The sequence below is a fragment of the Methanobacterium sp. genome, assembly GCA_016222945.1.
Classification (GTDB): domain Archaea; phylum Methanobacteriota; class Methanobacteria; order Methanobacteriales; family Methanobacteriaceae; genus Methanobacterium_D.
On record JACRPY010000005.1, the window covers coordinates 55,255 to 70,226 of the forward strand.

Sequence of the window (14,972 nt, forward strand, 5' to 3'; positions counted from 1 at the left end):
ATGGATTTTTGAGGATTTTTGAGGGATTTTTCTCAACCTCCATTTATCTTTTTTTAGGCGGGAAATCTTCAAATTATGTGCTTTAAAAAAAATTAAAATGTTTTCTTTCATTTTTTTTAAGTGAATTATAGATCATGAAGGGTTAAAATGACATTAGAACTATTGGGATGCATTGGAATTAAAACTACGGCCATTATCATAGAAATTGCAAACATTGGTCTTTTATCAGGGTTACTTTATCTTTATACTAAAAGTTACAGACAAATAAAGATAGGTTTTACCATAGGACTTATGCTATTTGCTTTAACTTTACTAATTAGAAGTATTGCCACCATTGCCTTTTTAATCATAGACAATGACGCATTAATAGGTAAACCTATATATATTGGAGGTATTATCGAAGTTATAGCCCTTACCATACTGTTAAAAATTTCCAATACTTAACTGCCCGAAAATCTCCGATTTTCGACGGCTTTTAAAAATAACTTGGGACTACTAAATCCCTAATCTCAATATATTACACTATTTTTTTTGCAGATAATTAAAATAAATATTTAAGGTATTGGGCATTGCTTATTTCTTTTTTAGTGGAAAATTAAATGATGCTAATTTATTAGTTCTATTTTTAATATAGTATAATTGCATTATATTCCTAAATATTATTAGGTGAATCTCATGAAAATTATACAATTTAGAGATGATGGGAAAATAAAAACAGGATTATTAGAAGATGATTACATAACAACGCTTTTATGCTCAGTAACAAGGGCCATTAATTCTCCAGAGATTGATAAATTTAAAAATGATGTTATTTACAAGGTTGAAGATGTTAAAATTAAAGCTCCTATTTCTCCATCTAAAATAGTGTGCGTAGGTTTAAATTACACAGATCATGCAGCAGAACTCAAAATGGAGATTCCAGATGAACCCATAATTTTTATTAAACCAGTTACATCCTTAATTGGACATTTAGATTCTATTATTTATCCAGATTCATCAAGTCAAGTGGATTATGAAGTAGAACTTGGAATAGTAATATCTAAAGAAGCTAAAAATGTGAAAGTTGATGAAGCTGAAAATTTCATAGGAGGTTATACAGTTTTAAATGATGTAACTGCAAGAGATTTACAGCAAAAAGATGTTCAATGGACACGTGCAAAGAGTTTTGATACTTTCTGTCCCATAGGACCATGTATTGAAACTGATTTAAATCCCATGAATCAAGAAATATCTCTTACACTTAATGGTGAAGTTAAACAAAAATCAAACACAAAAAACATGATATTTAATGTTTATGAACTTGTAGAATTTATTTCAGATGTAATGACATTAAAATCCGGAGATATAATTGCAACAGGAACTCCTCCTGGTGTGGGGCCCATGAGTATAGGTGATGCTGTCGCTGCTGAAGTTGAAGGTATTGGAATTCTTAAAAATATTGTAGAATAAAAAGAATTAAAATAAAAACTCGAAAGCATTTAAATGAAAAATGAGGAAATTAACAAGTTTTAGAATCAATTTTATGAGGAATTTCACATAATTGTTCTACTATTCTTGGTAATTCCTTAGAAATATATGCAGGTAATGTTTTAATAAATTCATTATCTGTTAAAATCGATGTTAAAAGTCCAATGATAAAAGCTGGAGGTATTACTCCGCTTTTTTCGGATAGAGCAATTAATTCATTTTCTATTTCTTCCATAATTGTTTCAATAGAATCATCTTTAGAATCTAATGATTTTACAATTGCATGAGCAAATAATTCCGGAACTTTTTCATATTCTTCTAAAATTATGTTAAATTTTCCTAATTTTAAAAAATCATATTCAAGTGCATTAGAAAAACAAATTTTCTCACTTATTAATATAATTTCATTTAAACAATCTCTTGCTTCTTGTAATTTACCTAATTTTTCATTAAGATCACTTAAAATACTTAAAGTTACAGAAGCCCCATAAAGATCTCCTATATGTTTCTTTAATTCTAAACTCTTATTCAAATATTTAAAAGCATTTTTATTATCATTTAAATACATATTTACCTGTCCAAAACTATTATAAGCCTGAGCAAGCATTAAAGCATCAGGATTTTCCTGATTTTCCATAATTTCTATACCTTCTTTGTATCTACTTCCTGATTCTCTAAGATAATCTTCATTATCCTCTTTTACACCGGAAATTAAATATCCATCTGCACTACTTATTAAATAGACAGAACGTACTTCTTCTTCATCATTACCTTCAATTAAATTTTCCAGTTCATTTATGGCGCCTATAACTTGTGAATCTCCCATAGTAGCATACATTTGTACTTTTTTAGCAAGTGAACGCCACTTACCTTCAAAATCATTAATTTTCACTGCTAAATTATAAGCATTTTCATATTCTTCTAATGATTCTTCAATTAAACCAACTTGCCTATATAAAGTACCAATATCTAGACGTAGTACCCATTTTACTGTATCATCGCCCAATTTTTCGACTGCTTTATAAATCATATCAACACGTTTTACAGCATCACTCAAATCGGGCATTCCTCGCAAAGATAATGGTGAGAGTAACTGCCTCATGGTAGCCAGAAAATCACCCCATTCTTCAGCATAATAAATCTGATCAACCATTGGAAAATGATTATTTTTACTTTGGTAATATCTTGCAGCTTTTAAGTGGTATTTCTTCTTATTTGCAATCTTATTATATACATATTGTTTGATTACTGGATGTATACTAAATTTTTCTCCATCAAAATGGAGAAATGAACATCTCACCAATTCATCTTTAATTTCTTCAAAATTTTCTATTTCACTCACAAATTTAATTGCTTCTTCATCAAAATAAGAATCAAAAACAGACAACTTTTGAATCATAGTCTGTTCAGATTTGTTTAAATCATTATATGATACACTTAATGCTAATTCAATTCCTTTTAACGTATAAGATTTTATTTTATTTAATATAACATTTATAGAATTGCTTAAAAGCATTTGAGCTACCAATACCAATGCAAGAGGATGACCCTCTATTACTCTACAAATCTCGTTAATATATTCAAAATTTGATTCATCAATTATTACATCCATAGATTCAGCTAATTGATAAAAAAGTTCAAAAGATTCCTCTAAACTTAATTTATATAATTGAATTTTTTTCCAATTCATAACAAGAGGATTATTACGGGCCGTAATTATAGCCCTAGTTGGCCTTGGAATAAACTTGATAAACTCTGAAATCTCTTCATCTTCTTCTACATCCTCAAAGTTATCAAAAACTATCAATAAACTCTTTGATTTCAAATATTGATATATATGTGATTTCAAATTTTCTATTTTATCACAATTAAGTTTTTGATCAGAACATATCTGATCTAATATCTTGTTTAAGGATTTTCCCCCTTTTAAATCAATCCAAATAATTTCATCATTAAAGCGCCAGTGCTGTCTCAAAATATATTGCTTCAAAAGAGATGTTTTACCAATACCTCCAGAACCCCAAATTACAATACAATTAGTTTTAGTCGATGAAACAGATTTCGATAATTTTATTAACTGTTCTGCTCTTCCCACAAAATTAGGTTCATAATATTTGTTTTCAAATAATATATGCTGTGAATGAGGTTCATGTAAATCTATAAATCCATTATCATGAATAAAAATTTCTTCTATCAAGTTCGAAGCATAAAGAGTGGGTATAAACCAAGTATTGTCTCTGTAAATCACTTTTCGTCCTTGCATTACGGCATGGGTTAAATTTTTTGAATTTGATAAAGAGTTATAAAAATGCTCTACAAATTTGACTGCAGATTTTAATGGAACTGAAAATTGCATTGCAACTACTGATGGTATGCCTGCTTGAATTAATGCAGGAGCAATGCTATTGAAGACATTTGTACCTATTGTAGAAGATTGGCATGCTGTAAGAACTATTAATTTGATATTGGTGGAAGAAAAAACATTAGAAATAATGTCAGAATCTATTAAATCGTATTTCAAGAATTCATCTTCAAATACAAGATAACCTTTTCCATCCTGAAATGCACCATGTCCGTCAAAGTGAACTATATGATATTCATTGTTATCTAGAGCTTTAACAAGAGAATTATGTGTTGGAGGGTTAAGAAAATCAATGATAACAGTATTATTGAGTTTTAATGAATATAATCCTTTAACTACTGCTTCACCTTCAATTAAATTATCCAATTTATCTACGTTTAAAGGTCTAGAAATAATGATTAATATTCGCAGTGGTAATGAAATATTTATTGAGCTACTTTCAGCACCTTCAATGCATCTTACAAGATTTAATTTTCCAGAAGATACCAAAAATCTATTTTCATCATGAAGGAGCTCCCAAGGTAAACCTAAAATTTCAATAGATCTCTTACTAAAAATTAATTTTAAGTTTACAGATTCGCCGCTTAATTGCCTTTTAATTTCTTCATAATTACTCAATATCTCATTTTTAAATATTAACTTATAAAGCTGTTTACCAATCTCTTTTTCAATATCCCAGACAGATATTCCCCTATCTAGTCTTTTTAAAAATTCTTTTTCATCTTGGCTTAATTTAAAAGAATCTATGACATTTCCTGTAGAAAAATTAGCATTAATTGTGAATTCACTGCCATTATTAGTATCTAAAAATAAATCTATTGTTTTAGAGATTGGATCCATTATATCACACCTATGAAATCAATTATATAAATTCATTTGTGGTAAGACATTATAAAGATTTAAATTAATCTTTTATAACCTAAAATTTTATTTTTATCCTCGATTGCAAAGCATCTCTCTGGATTAGACGTTTTAAGAGCTTTACAATTTTCTAAAGTCCTTTTTTCTTCTCTTTCAAATGCACTATGATCTATTCTAATTACATCTTCTAGATCATCGTCTTTCATTATTTTTATATGCATAAAATCCCTCAAAAAGTTAAAAAAGAAAAATTATAGATTTTATAAAGCATCAAAAAGCAGTTTTCATTCTATGTAGATAGCAAGTTTATAAGGCATAGCATTTCGGGATTTATTCTGTGGATCATAAGTTGGTTCATCATATACCTTAATTTCAGCACCTACTTCGCGTGAAAGGAAATCTAAAGAGTCATTTACAATTTTGTATTCATTAATTTGACCTACATATTTTATCTTGGTCATTTCTCTTGCTAATCTCTTTGCAAAGTCAGCAATTTCCTTATTATTATAATGCAAGTCCTGTTCTGTGGATTCTCCGATAATTCTACCTATATCTGGCCTACCAATCTCATTTGCAATTTCAAATACGTCCCATTTCCATTTTTGGGCTATATATACATGTATTTTATTTGGTTTCCTGCCAGTAATCTTTTTTATTTCATTTATGTCATTTACAAGTCCTTGCACAATTTCTTCGGCTTTTTGAATCTTTTCATCAAATATATCAGCATCATATTCTGGCCATGGGGCATTTGATACAAATCCTTCTCCTTCAACTCTGTTCCACATTTCTTCAGCGATATGCGGTACAAATGGGGCCATTAAACGTATCCATCTACTTAAAACATAGGTCAAAGTATCTGCAATTTCTTTTCTTGTAATATCATCTTTTAATTCATGTTCTATTCTGTGAAGATAATGATCTATATCCTTTTTAAACAAAAATAAAGATTCCTGGATTGCTTTTCTTGTTTGGAATCCTTCAAGTGCCTCAGTTGCATCTTTAATCCGCATGTTGACCTGGCTTAAAATCCACTTATTCACAGGTTTTTTAATTTCTCCAATCTGGAATGATTTTAATGATACTGAACTTCCTTTAATATCCTCTATCTTTTCATCAAACTCTGAAAACCATTCAAGACGTCTCTTTATTCCTTTTACTTCTTTTTCTCTCCAGTCAAAGTCCTGCCATGGTTCAGCAGATGCCATTAAAAAGAGCCTTACAACATCTGCCCCATGGTTTTCTATAGCATCTTCAAGAAGTATGACATTCCCCTTAGATGAAGACATTTTATGACCTTCTAAAAGCCCCATTCCAAATACTACAACTCCTTGAGGCCATTTATCCTTTGGAAATATGGCTGAATGATGGAATATGTGGAATGAAAGATGATTTCCAACTAAATCCTTAGCTGAAAGTCTCCAATTCAGTGGATACCAATAGTTAAACTCATTTTTAATATCCTCAAATAATTCACTGTTTATATCTCCTGAATATTTCCCTGTATTTAAGTATACGTCATTAAAGAATGAATCATCAAGATGATCAGGATTAATATCTTTTATATATTTTGCAATGGCATAATAAGCCATGTAAATTGTAGAATCGCTTAATGGTTCTATTAACCATTGTTTATCCCATGGAAGCTTTGTTCCAAGGCCTATTCTTCTTGAACATGCCCAATCTTCCAGCCAATCTATATAATATTCAAAATTAGCTCTTACTTCTGCAGGAACTGTTTTTTCCTGCCCTAAACATTGCATTGCAAGCTTTTTCCAGTTGCTATCCGAATATTTAAGGAACCACTGATCTTCAAGGATTTTAACAACAGCTTTAGTTCCACATCTACATACAACTGGCCTTTCAGCAAAATCATGCATGATATCACCCTTACCAGATGAAATAATGTCATTGATAATTTCATCACGGGCTTTTTGCACAGATAAATCTTTATAATCTTTAATATGCTTAGACATAATACCTTTAGCATGTTCCAGTTTGTAAAGCTCATTTGTAGCATCTTTAAGTTTAGGGTCCTGCTGATTTTGCACTCCAAATTTTGTGATAATTTCTCGAGCAGGGACTTCTCCAAACCCTTTAAGTGTTACAACATTTACCGGCCGAATGGAAAGCACTTTTTCCTTTAATCCATATTTTTCAAGCTGTTCTGTATTATTTTTCAAGTCTTTTAATGCTATGTAATCTGCAGGTGCGTGTGCTGGTACAGAATAAACCACTCCAGATGCATATTCTGGATCTACAAATGATGCAGGAAGTATTATATGTTTTTGGTCTGTTAATGGGTTTTTTACATATTTACCTATCATTTCAGGTGCATTTATATCTTCAATGATTTTAATATCTTTCTTCTGGTGAACAATGTTATAATAAGCTTTTTTACTTATTATCCAGTTTTCACCATGCATATCAACTTTTATATATTCCTCATCAGGATTTATCCATAAATTTGTAGCTCCAAAAAGCGTTTCCGGACGGAATGTAGCTGCTACAAAGTAATTTCCATCCATTTCAAATTTAACAAGAGTTAATTCGTTTATTCCAACTCCTTCACCTTCAAGAAGGTCGTGGTCTCCTACTGGATTTTCGCATCCAGGACAGTATTTTACTGGATGCTCCCCTTTACCTACAAATCCTTTGTTTTTAAGCTGTCTAAACTGCCATTCGATGAATTTTTGATAATGAGGGTCTGTAGTTCTAAATTCCCTTCTCCAATCTATAGAATAGCCCATATTACACATTACATTATGATATTCGCTGCTGAAATATTTTACGATGTATTCAGGGTCTGTAAATTTGTTAAGCTCATCTTCTGGGACTTTATGCACATTTTTGTAGATATCAAGGGTCCATTGGTCTTTTTTTGCAATTCTTTTGGCGATTCCTATTACTGGTGCGCCAGTTACATGCCACCCCATTGGAAATAGAACATTATATCCCTGCATTCTTTTAAAACGTGCGTATACATCAGGTACTGTGTAGGTTCTTCCATGTCCTATGTGCATTGCGCCACTGGGATAGGGGTAAGCCACTGTTAGAAAAATTTTATCTCTATTGTCTGGATTTGATTCAAATAAGCGTGATTCTTCCCATTTTTTCTGCCATTTACTCTCTATATCGTGATTTGTCAATTGATCACCTCAAAATAAATTACCAATCATTTAAAGGCATTTTAGTGTAAATTAATCTAATTCCTTGTCTAAATAATCTAAATAATCTTTAGATCCCTCTATTATAGGTATTGCCAAAATAGCAGGAGTTTCATAACTGTGAATTTCTTTTACTCTTTGTATAATCTTATTTATATTATCTACTTTAGTTTTCACAATAAGAAGAGATTCATTATCATTCTCAATTTCACCTTTCCAAAGATAAATAGACTCAATTGAGGATACGATATTTACACATGCAGCTAATTTATCTTTAACCAGTGTATTAGCTATTTTTTTTGACTCTTCCTTTCCAGATGTGGTTATATATACTAAAACATACATATTATTACTTTCCATTTAATCTAAATCAATTAATAAGATTTAAAATAATTTATTCATGCCATTATCTGATTTGCACAATATATGGGGATGATAATTTATGTTTTGATGATTCTACCATATTTTTTATCCTTAAAACCTCTTCATGGCTAATTTTGAGGCTTTTTGAAATTTCATCAGAACTCTTATTTTTATCAATCATCAAATATAATATTTTATCTAAAGGCTCGTATTTTATTCCTAATTCCTCCTCATCAGTTTGTCCTGTCCATAAACCTGCTGTAGGTGCTTTTTCAATAATATTTTTAGGAACACCAATATATTCTGCAATTTGCCTTACATCTGTCTTGTAAAGATCACCTATTGGAAGTATATCTACTCCCCCATCACCATATTTTGTGAAATAACCTACAAGTAGCTCTGTTCTGTTACCTGTTCCTGCAACCAGACGATTCATAGAATTAGAATGATAATATAATAGCATCATTCTAATTCTTGCCTTTAAATTTCCATTTGCAAGGTCACTCTTGCTGCATTCTGGACAAATTTGTGGAAAGGGCTTTATCAATTCATCGATAGATATAACCTTATATTTTATTCCAAGAGTTTCTGCAACAGTTATTGCATCTTTTACATCTTCAGATGATGTTGTTTTGCTTGGAAGTACAAGACCAATTATTTTATCACTTTCTATTACCTTTGCACAAAGATAAGCAATTGTTGAAGAATCTAAACCTCCACTAAGACCAATAACAAGACCATCAGTTTTTGATTCTTCCATTTTACTCTTAATGAATTTACATATACTTTCAGTGGATTTTTGTGTATCTAATTCAGGAATATTTTTAAATTCTGGGTGCATTTTTACCACAAACTCGCTAAAATTTCTTAAAATTTACTTATAACCATATATCATTTAAATACATCTGATTCTTATTTTTATAGGAAACCTGTTATTAAAAGCCCAATACTTAAACTCATTACAATTACAACCGTTGCCCCTGCAATATAATTGAACAACCTTGAATTTACATATTTTCCCATTATTTTCTTATCATTTATTATAAGAAGCATTAATATCAGGACAAATGGCAGTAAAATACCATTAGCCACTTGTGACAGGTATAATATAGAGAGCAAAGGCACATTTGGAATCATTATAATGATTACTGCAAGTATTATAAGCCCAAGGTATAGTCCATGGAATATTGGAGCTTCCTTAAAACTTTTAGACACTCCTGCTTCAAACCCAAGGCTTTCACATACATAGTATGCTGTGGATAATGGTAAAATACTTGCAGCAAATAGTGAAGCATTTAAAAATCCGAATGCAAATAATATACTTGCATATTGGCCTGCAAGAGGTACTAATGCTCTTGAAACATCAGCTACGTTGTTAACTTCCACTCCTGTCGTAAATATGGTAGTTGCACAGGCTAAAACTATAAAAAATGCCACAATATTAACTACTATCGCTCCAAACACTGCATCGATCTTAGAATACTTTAGATTCTTTAAACTTATGCCTTTTTCCACAACAGAAGACTGTATATAAAACATCATCCATGGAGCAATCGTAGTTCCAACCATACCTATGATCATAGTTATATAGGCCGTATCCATGCTTATATGGGGTACTAAAAGACTTTTAGCAGCAAGCCCCCAATCAGGATTTGCAAGATACCCTGCCACAATATAGGATAAATAGAGAGAAGATGCTAATAAAAATACTTTTTCAACACTTTTATAGGTGCCTTTAACCACCAAAAGCCAAACAAATAGTGCAGCAGCAGGTAACGCGATAAAACGCGGCACTCCAAATATTCCCGTGCTTACAGCTACTCCTGAAAATTCAGCCAGAACATTTCCAAAGTTAGCAAGAAGCAGGGCCACCATCATTAAAAAGGTAAGTTTAATCCCTATTTTTTCACGTATTAAATCAGCAAGTCCTTTTCCAGATACAATGCCCATTCTAACTCCCATTTCCTGAATAACAGCTAAAGCTATTATCATAGGAATAAAAAGCCATAGAATACTGTATCCAAATTGAGAACCTGCCAATGAATAAGTTGTAATTCCTCCAGCATCATTATCCACATTAGCAGTGATGATTCCTGGCCCCATTACTGAAAGAAATACTATAAAACTTAAAAATGCAGGGTTTTTAAATACCCTTGTAAAAATTCGAAAATCCAATTAAACATCTCCTACTGTCCAAACATTCTTGGAACCCTTTTTTTCCATGCAGTAGGCAGAACAATATCTATAGCATCATCAACTGTAACCACGCCTTTAATCTTATTTTCATCTTTAACGACTGGAACAGCGATTAAATTATATTTTGCAATTTTTTTAGCTACATCATGCTCTTCTTCCATTACATCAACAGAAATTATGTCTCTATGCATAAATTCAGTGATTTTTCTTTCAGGATCAGCAAGTAGTAAATCTCTTATAGATATAACACCCACCAATTCTTTAGATTTAGATAATACATAGATATAGTAAATACTTTCCACTTCACGGGCCATTCTCCTAAGTTCACTCAAAGTTTGGTTTGCTGTAAACTCATCAGGAACTGTAACAAATTCTGTGGTCATTATTCCACCAGCAGTATCTTCAGGGTACTTTAAAAGCTTTTCCACATCTTTTGCTTCTTCAGGATCCATTAATTCTAATAATTCCTGTGCCCGATCATCTGAAAGGTCCCCTATCAAATCTGCAGCATCGTCAGGTGACATCTCATCAAGTATATCTGCAGCTCTTTCACTCTCCATTTCTTCAAAAAGAGATACCTGTCTTTCAGGAGATATTTCTTCAATAGCATCCGCTGCAACTTCCTCATCCAATGAATTTAAAATAGTTATTGAATCATTGATGTTTAATTGATCCACAATTTCAGCAATATCTGCAGGATGAAGCTTTTTTAAATTATATTCTGGAACTTTCAATTTAAGACGGGAAACATCACTTTCCAGGATATCCACATCTTTCCAGGCAATATAATCTTCTTGGAGATTAATTCCCAATCCTTTAGCAATTTTTTCAATTCCCAAGCGCCTTAATATACCTTTAACACTTATATCCACACCTATAAGGTGGTAATTACCATTTGTAGCAGATAATTGAAGATCATTTATTCTTCGTATCTTTTTACCTTCAACATCCACCACTTGTTTATCTATAACCTCATCTACAAGTCTTATATCTGTTTTTTTAATTTTATATTCCTCAATATCTTCAAATTTAACATTAAGCCTGATTTCACCATTTATATGGTCTACATTTTTCCAAGGAATAGTTACATATTCTTTACGAGACGTTTGAATGCTCATTGCCTCAACTATAGGGTATGATCGCTTAATAGATACTATAAAGTCTTTAAACTTCCCAATTTTGTTGCCGTCAAGGTCAATTACTGTTTTTTTCATTACTTCGCTTAGAAAATGCATACTACTGTCCTCCCGATAACTGCGGTGACTATTTCGCTCCTGGAATTGGCGGAATCATATCCTCCTTAACACGCTCCATTACAATCATTTCAGTTAAATCCTCAACACCATCAACTGAACGGATTTTACTATTTATCAATTGATTGAGCTCCTCAATGCCTGGAACCCATACTTTAATGAGAATATCATATTCTCCTGACACGCTATAAACTTCTGATACTTCTTCAAGCCTGGAAAGCTCTTCTTTAACAGATTCATGCTTTTCTGACTCGGTTTGAATGATTATTATAGCAGTAATCTCCAAGCCAACCTTGGGCCAGTCAAGTATCATAGTATAACGTTTAATTACGTCATCTTCCAATTTTTTAAGCCTGTTTGAGATTGTTGCATCAGGTACATCAATCTCTTTTGACATTTGAGATATTGTAATTCTTGAATTTCTAATTAAGGAACGGAGTATAGCCGTATCAATATCGTCCATTTTTTATCTAACACCTTTTCTGGTTATTGTAATCATTAATGTATCCATGACCATTTATAAAGGTTTGGGAATATTACCCAAATTTAGAGAAAAGTTGAGGATTTTACCAACAGTGTTAAAGATCATGGGAAATTTACCCAAAAGCAAAATATAATGTTAAAATTTTATTAAATAAAATAATTGTAATTTGTAATTCTAACTCAAATTATTTCAGAATATTCTCAAACTTTTGATTCTTCCCAGTCGACCCCTTTTAAAGTCAGAAATAACTTCCAATAAATTTCAGAATCTTCCAAACCCCTAATTTCACCCACTACTTCCTCTAATCCATCAACACCCTCAAAGCTTTTCCAATGGATTTACCCAGGTTAACTACACAGTTTGGAAGGATTTTTTTAAAGTTTTTATAATTTATTCCCCTTTTTGTCTCATTTCTTTGAGTTTTTGACTTATTTCTTTGCTTTTAACTTTTTTCGGCTTGTTTTGAACCTTATTCGCATCCGATTTTACTTCATCGTCAACTATTTTGTAGTAAACTACTGAAGAAATAATTAAGGCTATGGTTATGGCAATTATTCTGAGTGGAAAATTTCCAATTGAAGCATCATGGCCAAGTATATATCCAAATGATATTCCTATTAGTGATAAGGTTAGAATAAAGACTATGATCCCTATTATTGATGCAAATAGCTTATGCAAATATATTCACTCCTATATTAGTTTGGTTAAGTCAGTGCTGATTAGTTTTAGATATGTTTTTTCGGCTTGGATGATATCATCTGTGTTGGCTTTGGTCCTGTTATCTAGAACAGCGTTACAAGCGGAGAGTAATCCGATAAATGCTTTTTCTGTGGCTGGGAAGTTCCATCCAACATTTTTGCCTCCCCATTTGTTGAATGATAATATGAAATGAAAGTTGGTGATTTCATCGAAGAGTTTTTTTTGTTTTTTTATCTTTCCATTTTACTTTACCTAATTTTTTAAGGAAATCAGAGGTTGCTTGTGGCACGTCTTTTATCTTATCGAAATCTTTAGGGGCCAAAAGAATTTTATTAGCCATGTCCCCCCTCTCTGTCTTGTCCAATTCTTCCTGATTAAGCTTATGATCCAAATTTATATAATAGATGAAGCCAATGAAACTGTAAACAACAACAAAATCTCTAATAGTTATCAAGGGAGTCAGAGGTAAACGTATTCGAAAACTGCTTAGGTTTTTTCTGGCTAGTTCTATGAGTTCTGAGGATTTTTCATGATATTTTAAGTCGACACTATAATCAACAATATCTTTCCATTCAATGATTTTAACCAGTTTTTCATATATTTCTGAGTTTTCTAAATCTAAAATATCACACAGAACCTCTTTCAACCCTTCTACATCTTCAAATGTGTTAAATAAATTTTTAACAACTTTTTTAGTTGGATCAGCCTTAAAAATTCCCATAAAAACCACCTTTATATGTATTATTGTTAAATTATCAGATTTAATGCCAACCTAATAGGTTTTTTACTCCGTTTACTACTGAAGAAAATATATTTTTTGCAACATTAATAACTTGTTTTACTGTGGAAACAACCTTGGTGGCAACTTTATTAACCATTTTTCCAACAACAGTTTTTACTGCATTTACAGTAGTACTTATCAATTGTTTGGCCGTATCTCCTAAATATTGGACATTTTTTGTAATCAAATTAATAGTAGCACTGTATGATTCCATTATTTTTTTTAACTGGATCAGAACTAATTAAAAGGTTTCCAAGATCACCTAAGCCACGCCTGAACTCAAAATTACTAAAAACAGTTGTAACACATTAACATATAAAAAGAATGGATTTTTTCCCTATTGAGTTCTTTTTCTCTTTTCTTCAAGTTTCTTAGAAATTTCTTCACTGGTTACTCCATGTTTTTCCTTAATTTCAATTTCTGGCTCCTCACCTTTCATTAAGTTATACACCACTGAAGCCACTACAAAACAAATAAACAAACCTACAAGTCTTATAATTGGATTGCCTGCTGATTCTCCAGCCAGTAAAGCTATTACAGTTCCAAGTCCAAAAAATACAATTATAGCTACTATAATTCCAAAAATTTTTCTCCCATTCATAACAATCACACCAACTTAGTAATATCAGTATTTAAAAGCTTAAAATAAGTCTTATAAGCACGTATAACATCATTTTCATTTATTTCAACTCTATCATCGTTTACTGCGCTGCATCCTGCAAGGAAAAGTAAAAATGCGTTTTCTGTTGCAGTGAATTTATTACTTACTGTTCTTCGCTTTTCAATAAAAATATCGCAACTTATACGGTGCAATCTTCCATATAGTTTTTTTGTTTTTTTATCATTCCAATTCACTTTTTTCAATTTAAGGAAGAATTCCGCAGATGGTTCAGGTATGTTTGAGACTTCATCAAATTTATCTAGGGCAAAAATGACATGTTCATCTATTTTACCATAAAATACGTTTATCAAATCATCATGTGTCAATTTCCTTCCAATATAAACATAGTAAATGTCTTCAATTATCCTGTATATCACATAAAAGCCCATAAATTCTATTAAATCTGTAATGGATGGTATATTTAGTGCTGGATTACTTAGATTTTCCTGTGCAAGATTTATAAGTCTTATATTCTTCTTCTCATCCTCTTTGAAATCAACTCCTTCTACGTATACTTTTTCAAGTTTAAAAGCTTGGAAATATTTCCAATAAATTTCAGAATCTCCTAAACCCATGATCTCTTCTACTGTTTCTTCTAATCCTTCTACTCCTTTAAATTCCTTTAATATTTTTTTTGATAATTTTTCAGCTGATGAAAATGCATCTAGAATTCCCATT

At 31.3% G+C, this 14,972-nt stretch carries 15 protein-coding genes; 2 read left to right on the forward strand and 13 right to left on the reverse strand.

Annotated features, from left to right (window positions below; all coding sequences use genetic code 11):
- The first annotated feature begins 147 nt into the window (after positions 1-147).
- Both HZC47_08800 and HZC47_08805 read left to right on the forward strand, forming a co-directional pair.
- Positions 148-444: a hypothetical protein gene (locus tag HZC47_08800; protein MBI5680978.1), complete on the forward strand. Its 297-nt coding sequence runs from the start codon at positions 148-150 to the stop codon at positions 442-444.
- Between the two features lie 231 nt (positions 445-675).
- Entirely contained in the window at positions 676-1,449 is a 774-nt protein-coding gene (locus HZC47_08805; protein MBI5680979.1) for a fumarylacetoacetate hydrolase family protein, read from the forward strand.
- A gap of 49 nt (positions 1,450-1,498) precedes the next feature.
- On the opposite strand, the gene HZC47_08810 is transcribed toward HZC47_08805, so the two are convergent.
- From HZC47_08810 to HZC47_08870, 13 genes are all read right to left on the reverse strand, one after another.
- Positions 1,499-4,669 carry a CHAT domain-containing protein gene (locus HZC47_08810; GenBank protein ID MBI5680980.1) on the reverse strand — a complete coding sequence of 1,057 codons (3,171 nt, stop codon included), beginning with the start codon at positions 4,667-4,669 and terminating at the stop codon, positions 1,499-1,501.
- A gap of 59 nt (positions 4,670-4,728) precedes the next feature.
- On the reverse strand, positions 4,729-4,911 hold the full coding sequence (locus HZC47_08815; protein MBI5680981.1) for a hypothetical protein: 183 nt from the start codon (positions 4,909-4,911) through the stop codon (positions 4,729-4,731).
- A gap of 63 nt (positions 4,912-4,974) precedes the next feature.
- A complete protein-coding gene (gene leuS / locus HZC47_08820) occupies positions 4,975-7,839 on the reverse strand; it encodes a leucine--tRNA ligase (GenBank protein ID MBI5680982.1) in 2,865 nt (954 codons plus the stop codon).
- A 51-nt stretch (positions 7,840-7,890) separates the two neighbouring features.
- Positions 7,891-8,202: a divalent-cation tolerance protein CutA gene (locus HZC47_08825; GenBank protein ID MBI5680983.1), complete on the reverse strand. Its 312-nt coding sequence runs from the start codon at positions 8,200-8,202 to the stop codon at positions 7,891-7,893.
- A gap of 61 nt (positions 8,203-8,263) precedes the next feature.
- Complete coding sequence (locus HZC47_08830; GenBank protein MBI5680984.1) at positions 8,264-9,061, reverse strand: NAD+ synthase; 798 nt, start codon at positions 9,059-9,061, stop codon at positions 8,264-8,266.
- A gap of 77 nt (positions 9,062-9,138) precedes the next feature.
- Positions 9,139-10,395, reverse strand: a complete 1,257-nt coding sequence (locus HZC47_08835; protein ID MBI5680985.1) for an Nramp family divalent metal transporter — start codon at positions 10,393-10,395, stop codon at positions 9,139-9,141.
- An 11-nt stretch (positions 10,396-10,406) separates the two neighbouring features.
- Entirely contained in the window at positions 10,407-11,651 is a 1,245-nt protein-coding gene (locus tag HZC47_08840; GenBank protein ID MBI5680986.1) for a magnesium transporter, read from the reverse strand.
- A gap of 28 nt (positions 11,652-11,679) precedes the next feature.
- Positions 11,680-12,132, reverse strand: a complete 453-nt coding sequence (locus HZC47_08845) for an Lrp/AsnC family transcriptional regulator (GenBank protein ID MBI5680987.1) — start codon at positions 12,130-12,132, stop codon at positions 11,680-11,682.
- A gap of 411 nt (positions 12,133-12,543) precedes the next feature.
- Positions 12,544-12,831 (reverse strand): hypothetical protein, encoded by a 288-nt coding sequence (locus tag HZC47_08850; protein ID MBI5680988.1) that lies wholly within the window; start codon positions 12,829-12,831, stop codon positions 12,544-12,546.
- Between the two features lie 226 nt (positions 12,832-13,057).
- The gene (locus HZC47_08855; GenBank protein ID MBI5680989.1) at positions 13,058-13,573 is read right to left on the reverse strand and encodes a hypothetical protein; all 516 of its coding nucleotides are present in this window, start codon (positions 13,571-13,573) and stop codon (positions 13,058-13,060) included.
- Between the two features lie 40 nt (positions 13,574-13,613).
- Positions 13,614-13,847: a hypothetical protein gene (locus HZC47_08860; protein ID MBI5680990.1), complete on the reverse strand. Its 234-nt coding sequence runs from the start codon at positions 13,845-13,847 to the stop codon at positions 13,614-13,616.
- 123 nt (positions 13,848-13,970) lie between these two features.
- Complete coding sequence (locus HZC47_08865; protein ID MBI5680991.1) at positions 13,971-14,234, reverse strand: hypothetical protein; 264 nt, start codon at positions 14,232-14,234, stop codon at positions 13,971-13,973.
- Between the two features lie 5 nt (positions 14,235-14,239).
- Entirely contained in the window at positions 14,240-14,971 is a 732-nt protein-coding gene (locus tag HZC47_08870; GenBank protein MBI5680992.1) for a hypothetical protein, read from the reverse strand.
- Position 14,972 lies beyond the last annotated feature (1 nt).